The 19,785-nt window shown below is 42.8% G+C and carries 19 protein-coding genes and 1 tRNA gene; 15 read left to right on the top strand and 5 right to left on the bottom strand.

Going from position 1 to position 19,785, the window contains the following annotated elements; translation table 11 throughout:
* Nucleotides 1-39 precede the first annotated feature (39 nt).
* A complete protein-coding gene (locus KJR31_RS06950) occupies nucleotides 40-498 on the bottom strand; it encodes a DUF3021 domain-containing protein (protein ID WP_214262690.1) in 459 nt (152 codons plus the stop codon).
* Complete coding sequence (locus tag KJR31_RS06955) at nucleotides 495-935, bottom strand: LytTR family DNA-binding domain-containing protein (RefSeq protein WP_214262691.1); 441 nt, start codon at nucleotides 933-935, stop codon at nucleotides 495-497. Before KJR31_RS06955 ends, KJR31_RS06950 begins: the two co-directional genes overlap by 4 nt.
* Before the next feature lie 342 nt (nucleotides 936-1,277).
* Here KJR31_RS06955 and rpsL point away from each other — a divergent pair, with 342 nt between their 5' ends.
* The 10 genes from rpsL (at nucleotide 1,278) to KJR31_RS07005 (ending at nucleotide 13,584) form a co-directional block, all read left to right on the top strand.
* Complete coding sequence (gene rpsL / locus KJR31_RS06960; protein ID WP_001142332.1) at nucleotides 1,278-1,691, top strand: 30S ribosomal protein S12; 414 nt, start codon at nucleotides 1,278-1,280, stop codon at nucleotides 1,689-1,691.
* A gap of 19 nt (nucleotides 1,692-1,710) precedes the next feature.
* On the top strand, nucleotides 1,711-2,181 hold the full coding sequence (rpsG, locus tag KJR31_RS06965; RefSeq protein ID WP_000087873.1) for a 30S ribosomal protein S7: 471 nt from the start codon (nucleotides 1,711-1,713) through the stop codon (nucleotides 2,179-2,181).
* A gap of 277 nt (nucleotides 2,182-2,458) precedes the next feature.
* Nucleotides 2,459-4,540 (top strand): elongation factor G, encoded by a 2,082-nt coding sequence (gene fusA / locus KJR31_RS06970; RefSeq protein ID WP_214262692.1) that lies wholly within the window; start codon nucleotides 2,459-2,461, stop codon nucleotides 4,538-4,540.
* 113 nt (nucleotides 4,541-4,653) lie between these two features.
* Entirely contained in the window at nucleotides 4,654-9,048 is a 4,395-nt protein-coding gene (locus KJR31_RS06975; RefSeq protein WP_214262693.1) for a PolC-type DNA polymerase III, read from the top strand.
* Nucleotides 9,049-9,065: 17 nt separating this feature from the next.
* Nucleotides 9,066-9,218 (top strand): hypothetical protein, encoded by a 153-nt coding sequence (locus KJR31_RS06980; protein ID WP_033687279.1) that lies wholly within the window; start codon nucleotides 9,066-9,068, stop codon nucleotides 9,216-9,218.
* A gap of 20 nt (nucleotides 9,219-9,238) precedes the next feature.
* Entirely contained in the window at nucleotides 9,239-10,480 is a 1,242-nt protein-coding gene (locus KJR31_RS06985) for an aminopeptidase (protein WP_214262694.1), read from the top strand.
* Between the two features lie 9 nt (nucleotides 10,481-10,489).
* Entirely contained in the window at nucleotides 10,490-10,720 is a 231-nt protein-coding gene (locus KJR31_RS06990; RefSeq protein WP_006153144.1) for a GlsB/YeaQ/YmgE family stress response membrane protein, read from the top strand.
* A gap of 140 nt (nucleotides 10,721-10,860) precedes the next feature.
* On the top strand, nucleotides 10,861-11,769 hold the full coding sequence (locus KJR31_RS06995; protein ID WP_049504432.1) for a LysR family transcriptional regulator: 909 nt from the start codon (nucleotides 10,861-10,863) through the stop codon (nucleotides 11,767-11,769).
* A gap of 37 nt (nucleotides 11,770-11,806) precedes the next feature.
* Nucleotides 11,807-12,835, top strand: a complete 1,029-nt coding sequence (gene queA / locus KJR31_RS07000; RefSeq protein ID WP_214262786.1) for a tRNA preQ1(34) S-adenosylmethionine ribosyltransferase-isomerase QueA — start codon at nucleotides 11,807-11,809, stop codon at nucleotides 12,833-12,835.
* Nucleotides 12,836-13,020: 185 nt separating this feature from the next.
* Entirely contained in the window at nucleotides 13,021-13,584 is a 564-nt protein-coding gene (locus KJR31_RS07005) for an ABC transporter substrate-binding protein (RefSeq protein ID WP_214262695.1), read from the top strand.
* Between the two features lie 185 nt (nucleotides 13,585-13,769).
* On the opposite strand, the gene KJR31_RS07010 is transcribed toward KJR31_RS07005, so the two are convergent.
* Entirely contained in the window at nucleotides 13,770-14,303 is a 534-nt protein-coding gene (locus KJR31_RS07010) for a hypothetical protein (RefSeq protein ID WP_214262696.1), read from the bottom strand.
* A 237-nt stretch (nucleotides 14,304-14,540) separates the two neighbouring features.
* On the opposite strand from KJR31_RS07010, the gene KJR31_RS07015 reads away from it, so the two are divergent.
* Nucleotides 14,541-15,197: a hypothetical protein gene (locus tag KJR31_RS07015; RefSeq protein WP_214262697.1), complete on the top strand. Its 657-nt coding sequence runs from the start codon at nucleotides 14,541-14,543 to the stop codon at nucleotides 15,195-15,197.
* Nucleotides 15,198-15,292: 95 nt separating this feature from the next.
* On the opposite strand, the gene KJR31_RS07020 is transcribed toward KJR31_RS07015, so the two are convergent.
* Together KJR31_RS07020 and KJR31_RS07030 are read right to left on the bottom strand one after the other, a co-directional pair.
* A tRNA-Lys gene (locus KJR31_RS07020) sits at nucleotides 15,293-15,365 on the bottom strand.
* Nucleotides 15,366-15,628: 263 nt separating this feature from the next.
* Nucleotides 15,629-16,900 (bottom strand): replication-associated recombination protein A, encoded by a 1,272-nt coding sequence (locus KJR31_RS07030; RefSeq protein WP_214262787.1) that lies wholly within the window; start codon nucleotides 16,898-16,900, stop codon nucleotides 15,629-15,631.
* A 115-nt stretch (nucleotides 16,901-17,015) separates the two neighbouring features.
* Between KJR31_RS07030 and KJR31_RS07035 the strand changes: the two genes are divergently transcribed.
* From KJR31_RS07035 to prmA, 4 genes are read left to right on the top strand one after another with little or no spacing between them, the layout of a single operon-like run.
* Complete coding sequence (locus KJR31_RS07035) at nucleotides 17,016-17,486, top strand: DUF3013 family protein (protein ID WP_214262698.1); 471 nt, start codon at nucleotides 17,016-17,018, stop codon at nucleotides 17,484-17,486.
* Between the two features lie 9 nt (nucleotides 17,487-17,495).
* Nucleotides 17,496-17,924, top strand: coding sequence for an NUDIX hydrolase (locus tag KJR31_RS07040; protein WP_214262699.1), 429 nt, complete (start codon nucleotides 17,496-17,498; stop codon nucleotides 17,922-17,924).
* A complete protein-coding gene (locus tag KJR31_RS07045; RefSeq protein WP_214262700.1) occupies nucleotides 17,925-18,824 on the top strand; it encodes a GIY-YIG nuclease family protein in 900 nt (299 codons plus the stop codon).
* Nucleotides 18,825-18,834: 10 nt separating this feature from the next.
* Nucleotides 18,835-19,785, top strand: coding sequence for a 50S ribosomal protein L11 methyltransferase (gene prmA / locus KJR31_RS07050; RefSeq protein WP_214262701.1), 951 nt, complete (start codon nucleotides 18,835-18,837; stop codon nucleotides 19,783-19,785).

A 19,785-nucleotide genomic window follows, 5' to 3' on the forward strand; every position in this document is an offset into this window, starting at 1 on the left:
CAAAAACCCACTCCGTTTTGTGAGTGGGTTTCTTGTATATTAGTGTTTTTGAGACAATAGTTGATTGATGTGTGCAACCTTTTTGGATTCTCTCTTGTAGAGAATAACCCAGATGATGAGGTAGACGATTGCAAACTCTGGGATGAGTTGAAGGATGAAAGTCCAGTGAAGCGGGAACCATCCTGCTAGGATTGCTAAAGGTACAAAACCTAGCAACATAAGGAAGAAGTGAGTGACAGTCGCACGAAGAAGGCTCCAATCTTGAGCGAATAGACGGCCGCCAAAACTAAAGAGGACTCCAATCGCTGCCCAGATAAGCAGACAGTAAAGTAAGACGAGTGATCCATGCACCTGATGTTGGGTCATGAATTGACCAATCAAAGAGTTGGGGCTGAGAGGTGCGTAGTTACTTGGTGAGTGGATAAAAGAAAAGATAATAGATAGGATGAGGCCGATGAGGATACCAGTTGTGGCATCGTGAAATACTTGTTTTTTCATAGTTCTAATTTCTCCTTAATAGCTTTGAGGTAACGGCGAGATGAGTAGGTAAAACTTTCGTTTTTAAGATAAATTTCAATCAAGCCGTTAGAGGTTAGTTTAAGATGACTGATAGCATCTATGTTGACAATTTCAGATTGGGAAATTTGGATAAAGGAAGCAGGTAAGATTTCAACTGCTTGGTAGAGACGAATGTCGAGAGCATAGATTCGACTGTCCGTTTCAGCCAGCACTTTACGGTTTTCAATGTAAATCCGTTGAATCTTTTGAATTTCGATAAGAAAAACCTGATCTTGAAATTTTCCTTTAAGAGTTTCTTTTTGATCCAGCGATTGAACAAAGTCTTGAACTTTTTGAACTCTAGGGGACAAAGTTGGTGCTTCTATGATGATTTGCTCTTCTGCATATTGCTGATCAATGTCGAGTTTGACTTTCATAATTTCTCCTTTATCTAGTTGTAATAGAGATCTCTTATTTACAAGTCTATTAAACACCATTTTTTTGACAATTACAAGAAGCTTTGTCTATGTGGTCGGTTGAAGAGTCTATCTGGCAGGCGAGCGTTTTCAAAGAGATTTTAGAGTAAAGAAGTCAAAAAATAAGAAGAAATATATTGACAAAAATAGAAAAAACGTGGTACAATGTTAGACGGTACTTTTTACTTTTGGTCTCTCAAGAGTGTACAGGGACGTGCTGACAAATGTTGCAAAAGTACACACAGATGATAGCTGTCACCAAGTGTATCATCACCAAAAATAAAAAAACACAGGAGAATGTAGATGCCTACAATTAACCAATTGGTTCGCAAACCGCGTAAATCAAAAGTAGAAAAATCTAAATCACCAGCTTTGAACGTTGGTTACAACAGTCATAAAAAAGTTCAAACAAACGTTTCTTCACCACAAAAACGTGGTGTAGCAACTCGTGTTGGAACTATGACACCTAAAAAACCTAACTCTGCCCTTCGTAAATTTGCTCGTGTACGTTTGAGCAACCTTATCGAAGTTACTGCCTACATCCCAGGTATCGGACACAACTTGCAAGAGCACAGCGTGGTGCTTCTTCGTGGTGGACGTGTAAAAGACCTTCCAGGGGTACGTTACCATATCGTCCGTGGTGCACTTGATACTGCTGGTGTTAACGATCGTAAACAAGGCCGTTCTAAATACGGTACTAAACGTCCAAAAGCATAAGGAAAGGGGATAAAGAGAAATGAGTCGTAAAAATAGAGCTCCAAAGCGTGACGTATTGCCAGATCCGCTTTACAATTCACAACTAGTTACTCGTCTTATCAACCGCGTTATGCTTGATGGTAAACGTGGTACAGCTGCTTCAATCGTTTACGGTGCTTTTGAGCAAATCAAAGAAGCTACTGGTAACGATGCACTTGAAGTATTTGAAACAGCAATGGAAAACATCATGCCTGTACTTGAAGTACGTGCACGTCGTGTTGGTGGATCTAACTACCAAGTCCCAGTTGAAGTTCGTCCAGAACGTCGTACAACACTTGGACTTCGTTGGTTGGTAACAATCGCTCGCCTTCGTGGTGAACACACAATGCAAGACCGTCTTGCAAAAGAAATCTTGGATGCTGCTAACAACACTGGTGCAGCAGTTAAGAAACGTGAAGACACTCACCGTATGGCTGAAGCTAACCGTGCCTTCGCACACTTCCGTTGGTAAAATCATGATGCTAGGAACGGTAAGGATGCACAGTGAAAATAGGAAACTGACGCAGTATTCGATGAATACAAGGAAGTTTATCTTTTTCACCCAGCATCCCGTTCCAGCTCAAATCAGCTAAAACAAATAGTATTAGCTGCAATTCAACTTCCCATCTCACAAGTTGAAACCAACTAAACAAGATAAACATTGAGAACGGGTGGGTCCTGCCTATCCGTTTTTATTGAAATCGTGTTATAATAGAATAGAAATAAAAAATATAGGAGAAACAAACCTCATGGCACGCGAATTTTCACTTGAAAAAACTCGTAATATCGGTATCATGGCTCACGTCGATGCTGGTAAAACAACTACAACTGAGCGTATCCTTTACTACACTGGTAAAATCCACAAAATCGGTGAAACTCACGAAGGTGCGTCACAAATGGACTGGATGGAGCAAGAGCAAGAACGTGGTATCACTATCACATCTGCTGCGACAACAGCTCAATGGAACAACCACCGCGTAAACATCATCGACACACCAGGACACGTGGACTTCACAATCGAAGTACAACGTTCTCTTCGTGTATTGGACGGTGCGGTTACAGTTCTTGACTCACAATCAGGTGTTGAGCCTCAAACTGAAACAGTTTGGCGTCAAGCAACTGAGTACGGAGTTCCACGTATCGTATTTGCCAACAAAATGGATAAAATCGGTGCTGACTTCCTTTACTCAGTAAGCACACTTCACGATCGTCTTCAAGCAAATGCTCACCCAATTCAATTGCCAATCGGTGCTGAAGATGACTTCCGCGGAATCATTGACTTGATCAAGATGAAAGCTGAAATCTATACTAACGACCTTGGTACAGATATCCTTGAAGAAGATATTCCAGCTGAATACCTTGAACAAGCTCAAGAATACCGTGAAAAATTGGTTGAAGCAGTTGCTGAAACTGACGAAGAATTGATGATGAAATACCTCGAAGGTGAAGAAATCACTAACGAGGAATTGAAAGCTGGTATCCGTAAAGCGACTATCAACGTTGAATTCTACCCAGTACTTTGTGGTTCTGCCTTCAAGAACAAGGGTGTTCAATTGATGCTTGATGCGGTTATCGACTACCTTCCAAGCCCACTTGATATTCCAGCTATCAAGGGTATCAACCCAGATACAGATGAAGAAGAAACTCGTCCTGCATCTGATGAAGAGCCATTTGCAGCTCTTGCCTTCAAGATCATGACTGACCCATTCGTAGGTCGTTTGACATTCTTCCGTGTTTACTCAGGTGTTCTTCAATCAGGTTCATATGTATTGAACACTTCTAAAGGTAAACGTGAACGTATCGGACGTATCCTTCAAATGCACGCTAACAGCCGTCAAGAAATCGACACTGTTTACTCAGGTGATATCGCTGCAGCCGTTGGTTTGAAAGATACTACAACTGGTGACTCATTGACAGATGAAAAAGCTAAAATCATCCTTGAGTCAATCAACGTTCCAGAACCAGTTATCCAATTGATGGTTGAGCCAAAATCTAAAGCTGACCAAGACAAGATGGGTATCGCCCTTCAAAAATTGGCTGAAGAAGATCCAACATTCCGCGTTGAAACTAACGTTGAAACTGGTGAAACAGTTATCTCTGGTATGGGTGAACTTCACCTTGACGTCCTTGTTGACCGTATGCGTCGTGAGTTCAAAGTTGAAGCGAACGTAGGTGCTCCTCAAGTATCTTACCGTGAAACATTCCGCGCTCCTACTCAAGCACGTGGATTCTTCAAACGTCAGTCTGGTGGTAAAGGTCAATTCGGTGATGTATGGATTGAATTTACTCCAAACGAAGAAGGAAAAGGATTCGAATTCGAAAACGCAATCGTCGGTGGTGTGGTTCCTCGTGAATTTATCCCAGCGGTTGAAAAAGGTTTGGTAGAATCTATGGCTAACGGTGTTCTTGCTGGTTACCCAATGGTTGACGTGAAAGCTAAGCTTTACGATGGTTCATACCACGATGTCGACTCATCTGAAACTGCCTTCAAGATCGCTGCATCTCTTGCCCTTAAAGAAGCTGCTAAGACTGCACAACCAGCTATCCTTGAGCCAATGATGCTTGTAACAATCACTGTTCCAGAAGAAAACCTTGGTGATGTTATGGGTCACGTAACTGCTCGTCGTGGACGTGTAGATGGTATGGAAGCTCACGGTAACAGCCAAATCGTTCGTGCTTACGTTCCACTTGCTGAAATGTTCGGTTACGCAACTGTTCTTCGTTCAGCATCACAAGGACGTGGTACATTCATGATGGTATTTGACCACTACGAAGATGTACCTAAGTCAGTACAAGAAGAAATCATTAAGAAAAACAAAGGTGAAGAATAATTCACCGTCACTCTAAAAGAAGTCACTTTGTGGCTTCTTTTTCTATTTGGTAGAAATAGCTAAAATTGCCTCAAATATGGTAAAATAGAAGGAGTATATTGTGAGGAAAATGGATGTCAACCACTTTTGAAATTTTAATGAATCAGTTGGGAATTCCGCCTGAAATGAGAAATCATGAGGCCTTCTCCCAGGCTGAAATTGAACAAGTTATTGTACACAAACAAAGTAATATTTGGGAGTTTCGTTTTACCTTTGAGAATATTCTCCCTTTTGAGCTCTTTTTAGCATTGAAGAAGGGATTGAAAGAAGAATTTTCAAAAACGGGGAATCAAGCGACTTTCGAGATTAAAACGAAATATCAAGATTTTTCAAGAGAGCTTCTACAGGCCTACTATCATGAGGCTTTTTCAGATGGGCCTTGTTCTAGTCAAGGATTTCGAACCATGTATCAGGATTTTCAAGTTCGGTTTGAAAATGATCAATTGATTATTGAGGCCTCTGAGGCTGCAGATACAGAGCATTTCAGAAAAAATCATCTCCCGAATCTTAGCAAACAACTGGAACACTTTGGTTTTCCTAAGTTTACATGTCACTTAGAGAAAAATGAAGATTTGACCAAAGAAGAACAGGAAGCTTTCCATTCTGAAAATCAAATGATTGTTCAGGCTGCTAATGACGAAACCCTTCGAGCTATGGAACAGTTAGAACAGATGGCACCGCCTCCTCCAGTTGAGGAAAAACCTGTCTTTGATTTTCAAGCTAAGAAGGCTGTTGCTAAGCCTAAACTTGACAAGGCCGAGATTACTCCAATGATCGAGGTCAATACCGAAGAAAATCGACTGGTTTTTGAAGGAGTTGTCTTTGATGTGGAGCATAAGGTGACTAGAACGGGTCGTGTCTTGATTAACTTCAAGATGACGGATTATACGTCTAGTTTCTCCATGCAAAAATGGGTCAAAAATGAAGAAGAAGCTCAGAAGTTTGACATGATTAAGAAAAATTCATGGCTCCGTGTCCGTGGGAATGTTGAGATGAATAATTTCACACGAGATTTGACCATGAATGTGCAAGATGTGCAAGAAGTCGTTCACTATGAGCGTAAGGACTTAATGCCAGAAGGTGAGCGTCGCGTTGAGTTTCATGCCCATACCAATATGTCGACGATGGATGCTCTTCCTGAGGTCGAGGAGTTAGTCGCAAAAGCAGCCAAATGGGGACACAAAGCAGTGGCAATCACAGACCACGGCAATGTGCAGTCATTTCCTCATGGTTATAAGGCAGCCAAGAAAGCTGGTATTCAGCTCATTTATGGGATGGAAGCCAATATCGTAGAGGATCGTGTTCCTATCGTCTACAACGAAGTGGAGATGGATCTTTCTGAAGCGACTTATGTAGTCTTTGACGTGGAAACGACAGGTCTTTCAGCCATCTATAATGACTTGATTCAGGTTGCGGCTTCCAAGATGTATAAGGGGAATATCATCGCTGAGTTTGATGAATTTATCAATCCAGGGCATCCCTTATCATCCTTTACAACCGAGTTGACAGGAATTACCGATGACCATGTAAAAAATGCGAAACCCTTGGTTCAAGTTCTGAAAGAATTCCAAGAATTTTGTAAGGATACCGTTCTTGTAGCCCATAATGCGACCTTTGACGTTGGCTTTATGAATGCCAACTATGAACGCCACGGTCTTCCAAAAATTACTCAACCTGTCATTGATACGCTAGAGTTCGCTAGAAATCTCTATCCTGAGTACAAACGTCATGGTCTCGGACCATTGACCAAACGTTTTGGTGTAGCCCTAGAACACCACCACATGGCCAACTATGATGCGGAAGCAACTGGCCGTCTGCTCTTTATCTTTATCAAAGAAGTTGCAGAAAAGTACGGTGTGACTGACTTAGCGCGATTGAACCTTGATTTAATCAGTCCAGACTCTTATAAAAAAGCTCGGGTCAAGCATGCGACCATCTATGTAAAAAATCAGGTGGGCTTGAAAAACATTTTTAAGCTGGTGTCTCTCTCAAATACCCAGTATTTTGAAGGAGTTCCACGGATTCCACGTACGGTACTAGATGCCCATCGAGAAGGTTTGATCCTAGGTTCAGCCTGTACAGAAGGGGAGGTCTTTGATGCAGTCGTATCACAGGGCGTAGATGCGGCAGTCGAAGTTGCTAAATATTATGACTTTATCGAGGTCATGCCTCCGGCTATCTATGCACCTCTGATTGCCAAAGAGCAGGTCAAGGATATGGAGGAGCTTCAGACCATCATCAAAAGCTTGATTGAGGTCGGAGACCGTCTCGGAAAGCCCGTTCTTGCAACAGGAAATGTCCATTATCTCGAACCCGAAGATGAGATTTATCGAGAAATCATCGTACGAAGTCTAGGTCAGGGAGCTATGATTAACCGGACGATTGGTCACGGAGAAGCTGCCCAACCAGCTCCGCTACCCAAGGCACATTTTAGAACGACCAATGAAATGTTGGATGAATTTGCCTTTCTAGGGGAAGACTTGGCTCGTAAGATTGTTATTGAAAATACCAACGCCTTGGCAGAAATCTTTGAGCCTGTTGAGGTCGTTAAAGGCGACTTGTATACACCTTTCATTGACAAGGCTGAGGAAACAGTCGCAGAGTTGACCTATAAAAAAGCTTTTGAAATCTATGGAAATCCACTCCCAGATATCGTTGACTTACGAATTGAAAAGGAACTGACCTCTATACTGGGGAATGGATTCGCCGTGATTTATCTGGCTTCGCAAATGCTAGTGCACCGCTCAAACGAACGAGGCTACTTGGTTGGTTCACGTGGGTCTGTTGGATCCAGTTTCGTTGCGACCATGATTGGAATTACCGAGGTTAATCCGCTTTCTCCTCACTATGTCTGTGGTCAGTGTCAGTACAGTGAATTTATCACGGATGGTTCCTACGGTTCAGGATTTGATATGCCAAATAAAGACTGTCCAAACTGTGGCCATAAACTCAGCAAAAATGGACAGGACATTCCTTTCGAGACCTTCCTTGGTTTTGATGGGGACAAGGTACCCGATATCGATTTGAACTTCTCAGGGGAAGATCAGCCAAGCGCCCATTTGGATGTCCGTGATATCTTTGGAGAAGAATACGCCTTCCGTGCCGGAACGGTTGGTACAGTGGCTGCTAAAACAGCCTATGGATTTGTCAAGGGTTACGAGCGTGACTATGGCAAGTTCTACCGTGAAGCCGAAGTAGAGCGTCTAGCCCAAGGAGCTGCTGGTGTTAAACGGACGACCGGTCAGCACCCAGGGGGAATCGTTGTTATCCCTAATTATATGGATGTCTATGACTTTACTCCAGTGCAATATCCTGCCGATGATGTCACTGCTGAATGGCAAACGACTCACTTTAACTTCCACGATATCGATGAGAACGTCCTCAAGCTCGATGTTCTAGGACATGATGATCCGACTATGATTCGGAAACTGCAGGACTTGTCAGGTATTGATCCAAATGATATCCCAATGGACGATCCTGGTGTTATGGCCCTCTTTTCGGGTACAGATATCCTAGGAGTGACCCCTGATCAAATCGGGACTTCGACTGGTATGCTTGGTATTCCAGAGTTTGGGACTAACTTCGTACGTGGGATGGTCGATGAAACCCATCCGACGACCTTTGCAGAGTTGCTCCAGCTTTCAGGTCTATCTCACGGTACCGACGTATGGTTGGGAAATGCCCAAGACTTGATTAAGGCGGGAATTGCGGACCTATCGACCGTTATCGGATGTCGGGATGACATCATGGTTTACCTCATGCACGCTGGTTTAGATCCAAAGATGGCCTTTACCATCATGGAGCGCGTGCGTAAGGGAATGTGGCTCAAAATATCAGAAGAAGAGCGCAATGGTTATATCGAAGCCATGAAGGCCAATAATGTGCCTGAGTGGTATATCGAATCTTGTGGAAAAATCAAGTACATGTTCCCTAAAGCCCATGCGGCAGCCTACGTTATGATGGCCCTTCGCGTGGCCTACTTCAAGGTTCACCATCCGATTTATTATTATTGTGCTTACTTCTCTATCCGTGCCAAGGCCTTTGATATCAAGACCATGGGTGCAGGCTTAGATGCCATCAAGCGCAAGATGCAAGAAATCGCTGAAAAACGCAAGAACAACGAAGCTTCCAATGTGGAGATCGACCTCTACACCACCCTTGAAATCGTCAATGAGATGTGGGAACGTGGTTTTAAGTTCGGCAAATTGGACCTCTATCGCAGTGATGCGACTGAATTCATCATCGATGGAGACACCCTTATCCCGCCGTTTGTTGCAATGGATGGTCTGGGAGAGAACGTTGCCAAGCAACTGGTTCGTGCCCGTCAAGAAGGAGAGTTCCTCTCTAAGACAGAACTACGCAAGCGTGGTGGACTCTCATCAACCTTGGTTGAAAAGATGGATGAAATGGGAATTCTCGGCAATCTGCCAGAGGATAATCAGTTGAGTTTGTTTGATGATTTGTTTTAAGATCTTGGAGGAAAAAGATGAAACTAAGAATTTTTGCGGAAGACAAGCCGGCTGAGAAGGTGTTTGAGTATCAATTGGAACTTGCTGATCAGACAATCCTTCTATCGACAGCACTCTTGTCTAGCGCCATTGCTTTAGCAGGATTATTTTCTGCTTTGAAAGAAAAATAAAAATAGAAAAGAGAAACAAAATGGTTTTACCAAATTTTAAAGAAAATCTAGAAAAATATGCTAAGCTCTTGGTTGCAAACGGAGTGAACGTGCAACCAGGACACACTTTGGCTCTTTCGATAGATGTAGAACAACGTGAGTTGGCTCACTTAATCGTTAAAGAAGCCTATGCACTTGGAGCACACGAAGTGATCGTCCAATGGGCAGATGACTTTGTAAATCGTGAGAAATTCCTTCACGCGCCGATGGAGCGTTTGGACAATGTGCCAGAATATAAGATCGCTGAGATGAACTACCTTCTTGAAAACAAAGCAAGCCGTCTCGGTGTCCGTTCTTCTGACCCAGGTGCCTTGAATGGAGTGGACGCTGAAAAGCTCTCAGCTTCTGCTAAAGCTATGGGAATTGCTATGAAGCCAATGCGTATCGCAACTCAATCTAACAAGGTTAGCTGGACTGTAGCAGCTGCAGCTGGACTAGAGTGGGCTAAAAAGGTCTTTCCAAATGCTGCAAGCGACGAAGAAGCAGTGGATCTCCTTTGGGACCAAATCTTCAAGACTTGCCGTATCTACGAAGAAGATCCAGTTAAGGCCTGGGAAAAACATGCAGCTATCTTGAAGAGCAAGGCAGAAATGCTCAACAAAGAACAATTCTCAGCTCTTCACTACACAGCACCTGGAACTGATTTGACACTTGGCTTGCCGAAGAACCACGTTTGGGAATCAGCTGGAGCTATCAATGCTCAAGGTGAAGGATTCTTGCCAAATATGCCAACAGAAGAAGTCTTTACAGCTCCTGACTTCCGTCGTGCAGATGGTTATGTAACATCTACAAAACCTCTTAGCTACAATGGAAATATCATCGAAGGCATCAAGGTGACCTTTGAAAATGGTCAAATCGTTGATATTACAGCTGAAAAGGGTGACCAGGTTATGAAGGACCTTGTCTTTAAGAATGCTGGTGCGCGTGCCTTGGGTGAATGTGCCTTGGTACCAGATCCAAGCCCAATTTCACAGTCAGGTATTACCTTCTTTAATACTCTTTTCGATGAGAATGCTTCTAACCACTTGGCTATTGGTGCAGCCTATGCAACCAGCGTTGTTGGTGGAGCAGAGATGAGCGAAGAAGAACTGGAAGCTGCAGGACTTAACCGTTCAGATGTTCACGTTGACTTTATGATTGGTTCGAACCAAATGGATATCGATGGTATCCGTGAGGATGGAACACGCGTACCACTCTTCCGCAATGGAGATTGGGCAATTTAAGGAGAAACTATGCTTGGAAGTATGTTTGTCGGTCTTTTGATCGGACTATTAGCAGGAGCTATCACCAATCGTGGAGAACGGATGGGTTGCTTCGGGAAAATGTTCCTGGGTTGGATTGGTGCTTTCCTGGGTCAAATGCTTTTTGGAACTTGGGGCCCTATCTTAGCTGATACGGCTATTATCCCATCAGTTTTAGGAGCCATGATTTTATTAGCCATCTTTTGGAGAAAAGACAGCTAGTTTTAACTTGCTAGAACAGAAAAAGCGGTTGGAAATCTTCCAACCTCTTTTTATGAGCTGTAAAAAGACTGATATACGACTAGCTTGGCTTTCAGTGACTGTTCCTTTTTATATTGCCACAAGTATGGTACAATAAAAGCATGAGAATTCAACAATTACACTATATTATCAAAATCGTAGAGACTGGTTCGATGAATGAGGCTGCCAAGCAACTTTTCATTACACAACCGAGTCTATCAAATGCCGTTCGTGACCTAGAAAATGAGATGGGAATTGAGATTTTTATCCGAAATCCTAAGGGAATTACGCTTACACGTGATGGGATGGAGTTTCTTTCCTATGCCCGTCAGGTTGTCGAGCAAACGCAGCTTCTAGAAGAACGCTATAAGAACCCAATCGCTCATCGCGAGCTTTTTAGTGTGTCTTCGCAACACTATGCCTTTGTGGTCAATGCTTTTGTTTCCTTGCTTAAGAAAAGCGATATGGAAAAGTACGAGCTTTTTTTGCGTGAGACCAGAACTTGGGAGATTATCGATGATGTCAAGAACTTCCGAAGTGAAGTGGGAGTTCTCTTTTTAAATAGCTATAACCGGGACGTTCTTTCGAAGATGTTGGATGACAACCATCTGGTTGCCCACCATCTCTTTACAGCCCAACCCCATATCTTTGTCAGCAAGACTAACCCTCTTGCTAAGAGAGACAAGGTGCAGTTGGCAGACCTAGAAGACTTCCCATACTTGAGCTATGACCAAGGTACCCATAATTCCTTCTATTTCTCAGAGGAGATTTTGTCTCAGGAACACCACAAGAAATCCATCGTTGTTAGTGACCGTGCGACCTTGTTCAATCTCTTGATTGGTTTGGACGGCTATACCATCGCGACTGGTATCCTCAATAGTAACCTCAATGGAGACAATATCGTTTCGATTCCACTTGATATTGATGATCCCATTGAACTGGTTTATATCCAGCATGAGAAAACGAGCTTGTCTAAGATGGGTGAACGCTTCATCGAGTACCTACTTGAAGAAGTTCGCTTTGACAGCTAATGAATTCTATTAGAAAAGAAAAGGAAAAATGACACCAATGAATACCAATGATTTTGATTTCCACTTGCCAGAGGAACTGATTGCACAGACGCCTCTGGAAAAGCGCGATGCCTCTAAACTCTTGATGGTCAATCGCAAAACAGGGGAATTTCAAGATCGCCATTTTCACTCAATTATTGAAATGCTAGAGCCAGGTGATGCCCTGGTTATGAATGACACACGAGTTTTGCCAGCTCGACTTCATGGCCAAAAGGAAGAAACAGGGGGTCACGTTGAACTCTTACTTTTGAAAAATATAGCAGGAGACGAATGGGAAGTCTTGGCGAAGCCAGCTAAACGTCTCAAGGTCGGTGCCCGTGTTGTCTTTGGGGATGGTCGCCTAAGCGCAGTCGTGACCGAGGAATTAACCCATGGTGGCCGTATTGTTCGCTTTGAGTATGAGGGAATTTTCCTAGAAGTGCTTGAAAGTTTGGGAGAAATGCCCTTGCCTCCTTATATCCACGAAAAGTTGGATGACCGTGAACGTTACCAGACCGTCTATGCCAAGGAGAGTGGCTCAGCCGCTGCTCCGACTGCAGGACTACATTTTACCAAAGAATTACTGGAAGAAATCCAGCAAAAAGGAGTTCACCTAGTCTACTTGACCTTGCACGTTGGTCTTGGAACCTTTAGACCAGTTTCGGTAGATAACCTGGATGAACACGAAATGCACTCAGAGTTTTATCAATTGTCTGAAGAAGCCGCAGCGACCTTGCGTCAGGTCAAGGAAAATGGTGGCCGTGTCATTGCTGTGGGGACAACCTCTATCCGTACACTAGAAACCATCGGAAGTAAGTTTGATGGGCAAATCCAGGCCGATTCTGGCTGGACCAATATCTTTATCAAACCGGGCTATGATTGGAAAGTGGTGGATGCTTTTTCTACTAATTTCCATTTGCCGAAGTCTACCTTGGTCATGCTTGTCTCAGCTTTTGCAGGCCGTGAATTGGTCCTTGAAGCCTACCAACATGCTATCGACCAAAAATACCGTTTCTTTAGCTTTGGCGATGCCATGTTTATCTACTAAAAAACGAGCAAATCAAAACTAGAAATAAAAGAGCTAATTCCTGATTGGATTAGCCTTTTTTGATATCAGATAGCTATTGAATTAATGCTAAATAAATGATACACTGAAGACTACGAGACAGCCGTCAAATATATGCAAAATCTGACGAGCTACTTTTATCTTTGTCTATTCCAAAGGAGATTTTTATGAAAAACCAAACATTGCGCTATACGAGCCTATCAGTCCTGACCTTATTGGCTGTCTTGACTTTGGCTGCCTGTGGTGGAAAAACTGACAAGAATACGTCCTCTTCAAGCCAAAAGGAAACAACAAGCAAGGTGACTACAGAGTCCGAAAGTAAAACTGAAGCAGGCCAAAAAGAGGAGCAGAAGTCAGAAACAAATAGTGCGACAGAAGCTACAAGCACTCAAGCAGAACAAAAGGAAGATAAGCAAAAATCACAAGAGGCTTACGCTAAGTTTGTAGGGACTTGGGAAAATTACGCGGGAACAACTGCAACAGTCACAGCTGATGGGATTGTAACGATCCAAAGCACCAAAGGGACCTTTAAATACGAAATGGGCCAAGTAGAGGAAAAAGATGGCTACTACTCAACAGGTATCCATCTCGTCGGTGGCGGAGAGAGTGCACGACTGATCTTCACACCAGCCGGAGTCCCAAATCAAGTGACAGGTACAGACGGTAGCCAAGATGTCTTGTCTATTGGTCAATCTGTAAGCGACAAAGATAACCAGTTTTACCGTAACTAAAAAGATCAATCAGAAGTAAGGGTGGTGAAATGTCCTTGCTTTTTTAAAGTTTTCGATGTATAAATTTTTAAACATCCAAGTTTACAATACGTTTAAGTTGGATGATAAACCAGTCCATTTTAAAGCGTATGTAGTGAATTGTTAACAATACAAAAAGCCCTGATGTAGGGCTTTTTTATTACTTATTAATATAAGAAATTAATTCCGTAGTTTTCTTTTAGATAGGTTGCCAACTCGGCTTTTTCTTCCTCTCTAAATCGACAGAGGCTAAGGGCGAGACGCAATTTCAGAACACTTGTATCGATGATGACGTTTGACTTAGAAATATCTTCTAGCTGGGTCACTTCTCTCAAATCGAAGTCTAAATAGTAAGCCTTGCTGTTGACATGGTCAGGGTCACTGACATCCACTTCAACATACGATGCTCGCAACAATTCTTCTTTTGGGATAAAGATTTCTTTTGAGAAGAATAACCCAGGATAGACATAAATACCTTCAAAGGTGAATTCAAAGGATAGCCTACGACTAGTCAGTCTTTTGATGCCTGCAATCGTTGAATAGATAGCAGCGAAAAAGAGGATGGTTGGAACCAAAGTAAGAAGACTAAGCTGGGAAAAGTCGATCAATCCATGCGCGAGAAAAAAGGAAAATTGAAAGAATACACCCACCGCAAAGACTAGATAGCCGACACCGACAAATTTTGAATAATAGATTTTCATAGAAACCTCCAGATATAGAATTGAACTCGCCAACGCTTTTTCAGTAGAAGTCGTATAGGTCGTGGAGAGTAAAATTTCTAGGTATTCCCATCATATACTATGGAGCGAAGTTCTGTCAACCTTTTAGCAATCTTCCAACCTTAGTTATCCTATGAACTAGCATATGGTTTGTGGTATACTAGGATAAAGGTAATCCAAACTTTGGCAACATATTTTCATAAATAGAAAGAGGGATGTATGTTTTTTCTTAGACGTCGCGTCTTTATAGGCGAATGTGACGGTCAAGCTGTTTATTATGACCAAAAGACAGGAGAGGCTTTAGCTGCTCCAAAGAGTAGGTTGCTCAATACTGAAAAAGCTGGTGACACGAATTCCTTTATTCCTGACTTGGTAATTCTCTTACTAGCAGGTGGACCCGCAGTTTCGGGCTTCTTTTCACTCAAGTTTGTTGGTGTCTACAACTGGTTCAGTCTAGCCTGTATTCTTCTCTTTTGGTTGATGCAGTTTTTCTCGTTAGTTGCTTTACTCGAACGAGCTCTCTATAAAAATGTTCGCAAGGCCCAGCCAACGACAGAGAAAGTCTTTTTCTTTAAAGCATCTCATAATTTGTTTGTAAAAAACCAGTTTGATCCTAGACAACTGTCTGCTTTACCTTTTCGATTTGCTCGCTTTGCAGTAAATATAGTGTCTATCTATTATCTTTTGTATTTCCTACTTTTTCCTCTAAAATTTGGTCAACCGATTGGTGATGAAAGCTATGGTTTGTGGTTAGCGGGCTTGTTATTCTTTTCAGTATTTCTTTTGTATAACCAAAACAATCCAGTTCGCTTTGTGAAAATTATGGGATTATATAGTCAAGGAAAAGTACGATTTAAGGAAGAAGCAGATAGTTAAACATCTATCTTGAGAAATTTCCCCTAAACACCAAGAAAAAATCTTTTAGAAAAACAAAAAAGCCTTGAAATCAAGGCTTTTTCCTGTTGTTTAGATGCCCCCTGCAGGGCTCGAACCTGCGACCCATAGATTAAGAGTCTACTGCTCTACCAACTGAGCTAAGGAGGCAAATAAAAAGCTGTATTGGTGCCGAAACTTCACGGTTTGTATTGAACCCGCGCAACTAAGCAGGTGGGCAACTCGCTCTAACTGAAGCTGTTTCCGTGTGAGACGGCCTACATGCTGTTAGAAGTCTTTTGTTTCCCTAAAAATACAAAAAATAGTCGGTCAACACTTGAATGTGAAGTCGTACACCACAGCGTTTCTATGTTTATATGATACCACTTTTTCAAAAAAAATCAAGGGGGAAATGCAACTTTTTGAAAAGGATTTCACAAGTTTCGTAATTTATCAATGGTTTCCTTGCGTTGAGCCAGGGCCCGTTCGTATTTTCCAGTATCTTCTGGAGAAAAGTAGCTATGGTCACGGATTTTTTCTGGTAGGTATTCTTGTTTGACCCAGTGACCTGGATAGTTATGAGGATAGAGGTAGTCTTGGGCGTTTCCGAGTTCCTTGCTTCCGCTATAGTGACCGTCTCGTAGGTGTCTTGGAATCGGCAGGTGCCCCGATGTTTTGAGGTCGGACAAAGCCTTATCCATAGCCACATAGGCTGAGTTGGACTTAGGCGAGAGTGCCAGATCGATGATGACATTGGCAATGAGAATGCGAGCCTCTGGAAAACCAATCCTCTGCGCCGCATCCAGAGCAGTGACAGTGTGAATCTGGGCATCGGGATTAGCCAAGCCGATATCTTCGTATGCAATGACGGTCAAGCGACGAGCGAGACTAGGAAGATCACCAGCCTCTATCAAGCGAGCGGCATAGTGGAGACTAGCATCGACATCTGAACCTCGAATGGATTTTTGCAGGGCAGAGAGAACATCATAGTGACCATCTCCATCCTTGTCCATAGTAATGTAGCTTCTCTGGAGGCTGTTTTCCATAATATCAAGCGTGATATGGCGGATACCTTCATCATTTGCCGGAGTCGAAAGAACTGCTAAGTCCAGCGAGTTAAAGGCAGAACGGAGATCTCCATTGGTAGATATTGCGATAAAAGCAAGGGCATCATCATCTAATTCAACTGGGAAATCAAATCCTCGTTCAGGGTCAGTCAGGGCGATTTGAATGGCTTCTTTGACATCTTGGTTAGACAGGGGTTCCAGTTCAAAAATCTGAACACGGCTACGGATGGCTGGAGTGACAGAAAAGAAAGGATTTTCAGTTGTCGCACCGATCATGATGACCAGGCCACTTTCCAAAAGTGGCAGGAGAAAGTCTTGCTTGGTCTTGTCAAGCCGATGGATTTCATCTAGTAATAGGACGAGACCACCTGAAAACTTGGCTTCTTCGGCGATTTCTTGGAGACGTTTTTTACTATCAACTGTCGCATTAAAGGTTCGAAAGGCATACTTAGTCGTTCCAGCGATGGCTGAAGCGATACTTGTTTTTCCGATACCCGGAGGTCCATAGAGAATCATAGACGACAGGCGGTTAGCCTCCACCATGCGACGGATGATTTTTCCTGGGCCGACCAGATGTTCCTGACCGATGACCTGGTCGATGGTTTTGGGGCGCATACGAAGCGCGAGATTGTCTGGCATAGCAGTCCTTTCTAACATGGATTTTCTGATACTAATGTGGTAATATGGTAGTATCTATTTTAGCATATTTCCGAGTATTCGGGGCGATTAAAGAGTCGTATAGAAAGAGGACAAAATGGCAACATACGGATTTTTAGATGTTTTACAAGAAGAGTTGGACAAGAACTTTCCTTTTGATTATGAGATTAGTTGGGATAAGCGCAATCATGCGGTTGAAGTGAGTTTTTTGCTTGAGGCACAAAATCCTGCAGGGGTGGAGATGCTGGATGAGGACGGGGATGTGTCATCAGACGATATCCTTTTTGAGGAAGCAGTGCTCTTTTACAACCCTGCCAAGTCAACTGTTAATGAAGAAGACTATTTGACAGTCATTCCTTACCTACCTAAGAAAGGTTTTTCTCGTGAATTCTTAGCTTATTTCGCCCTATTTCTCAAAGATACTGCAGAGGTTGGGCTAGATGCCCTCATGGACTTTTTGGAAGACCCAGAAGCAGAAGAATTCGTCATGGAATGGAACCAAGAAGTCTTTGAAGAAGGAAAAGCAGGCTTGGAAGAGGGAGAATTTTACCCTTATCCGAGATACTAGGAGCTTGTAGTGGATATAGACATTTCAGATTTTACTGGCTGCAAAATTGCCCTCTTTTGTGGAGATAAGCTACTGACCATCTTGCGTGATGACAAGGACAATATCCCTTGGCCCAATATGTGGGAGTTACCAGGTGGAGGTCGTGAAGGGGACGAAAGCCCTTTTGAATGCGTATCGCGTGAAGTTTATGAGGAACTAGGCATTCATCTGACTGAAGATTGCCTGCTTTGGAGTAAGGTCTATCCCAGCATGCTCTTTGAAGGTCGGCGGTCTGTCTTTATGGTTGGTCAGCTAAGTCAAGAACAATTTGACAATATCACCTTTGGAGACGAGGGACAGGCATACAAACTGATGGGCGTTGAGGAATTTCTCAATTCTAAACAGGCAGTGCCTCAGTTGCAAGGAAGATTGAGGAATTATTTGGAGGAAGTAAGGTAAATGCCAAATCGTAGTAAGAATATCAATATGTTTCTCATGGATGGAGAAGTTACTGGGATAATTAAATGTACCTTGTCGAATTGGATAGGGGTGATTTATAAAATTCCTCGAATTCAATTGGCAGATTTAAAATCACGTGATGAAATGAAGCAAAGTGGCATTTATTTCCTATTTGGTCGTAATGAGGATAAGCAAAAGGATGTTACCTACATCGGGCAGGCGACGAATCGCAAAAATGGTGAAGGTGTCCTTTTACGTGTTCAGGAACATACTCGTAACAACCATGCAGATTATTTTAATGATGTCATTATTTTGACTACGCAGAATAACTCCTTTGGGCCCACGGAAATTAGTTACTTGGAAAATAAATTTACACAACTAGCAAAGGACGCGGGGCGCTTTATTGTAAAAAATGGGAATGAGCCCAATTCTGGGAATGTTACGGAAGAAAAGCAGTCGGAGTTGGATGAGGTTGTAGAAAACACTTTGATGATTGTAGGAACCTTAGGGTATCGAGTGTTTGTTCCTATGACAAAGAAAACAGAGAAAGACTTACCTTATGATCAGTCAACTTTTTTATATTTAAAGCGAAAATCTAAGAAATCAAATAAAGTAATAGAAGCTCGTTGTGAACGTACTTCGGAGGGTTTTGTAGTTTTGGAGGGTAGTCAAATAGAGGTGATAGATTCCAATGTAATCCCAATTAGTCTGCAAAAACTTCGTAAAGAACTAATAGATACAAATGTAATCAAAGATGGTATTTTACAGGAGAAACAACTTTTCTCTAGCCCTTCTTATGCAGCAGCTTTTGTTCTGGGAATGAATACCAATGGACGAATTGATTGGAAAAATAAGGACGGAAAAACTTTAAAAGAATTAGAAGAAATGGTGGATTGTTAAGGAGAATAAAATGGAAACATGGCAAGAGTTAAAAGTTACAGTTAAGCGTGAGGGAGAGGAACTGGTCTCTAACCTCTTGATTGAGCTAGGAGCCCAAGGTGTTGCGATTGAAGACAGCATGGACTATGTGGGAAATGTCGATCGCTTCGGTGAGATTTTCCCTGAGGTCGAGCAAGAGGAAGACATCGTGGTGACCGCCTACTACCCTGAAACGGTTGATGTAGCAGCAGTTGAAGCAGACTTACAGGCTCGTTTAGCAGAATTGACCGACTTTATGGATCTGGGAGAAGTCAAAATTGGCACGACTGCCTTGGCTGAGGAAGACTGGGCCGACAACTGGAAGAAATACTATGAACCAGCTCGCATTACCCATGATTTGACCATTGTGCCATCCTGGACAGATTATGAGGCGACAACTGGAGAAAAGATTATCAAGCTAGATCCAGGCATGGCCTTTGGAACGGGAACCCACCCGACGACCAAGATGAGCCTCTTTGCCTTAGAGCAGGTTCTTCGTGGTGGCGAAACGGTGCTCGATGTGGGGACAGGTTCAGGTGTTCTTTCCATTGCTAGCTCGCTTCTAGGAGCTAAGGAAATCTTTGCCTATGACCTAGATGATGTAGCGGTTCGGGTCGCTCAGGAAAATATTGAGCTTAATCCTGGCATGGAAAACATCCATGTAGCTCCAGGTGATTTGCTCAAGGGTGTGGAGATTGAAGCAGACGTCATCGTGGCCAATATCTTGGCGGATATCCTCATTCATCTGACGGACGATGCTTATCGTTTGGTCAAGGACGAAGGGTATCTCATCATGAGTGGCATTATCAAGGACAAGTGGGATATGGTACGTCAGTCAGCAGAAGCAGCTGGATTTTTCCTTGAAACCCATATGATTCAAGGAGAGTGGAATGCCTGTGTCTTCAAGAAGACCAAGGATATCTCTGGTGTGATTGGAGGCTAG

It is taken from the genome of Streptococcus infantis (assembly GCF_018499575.1).
GTDB classification, from domain to species: Bacteria; Bacillota; Bacilli; order Lactobacillales; family Streptococcaceae; genus Streptococcus; species Streptococcus infantis_K.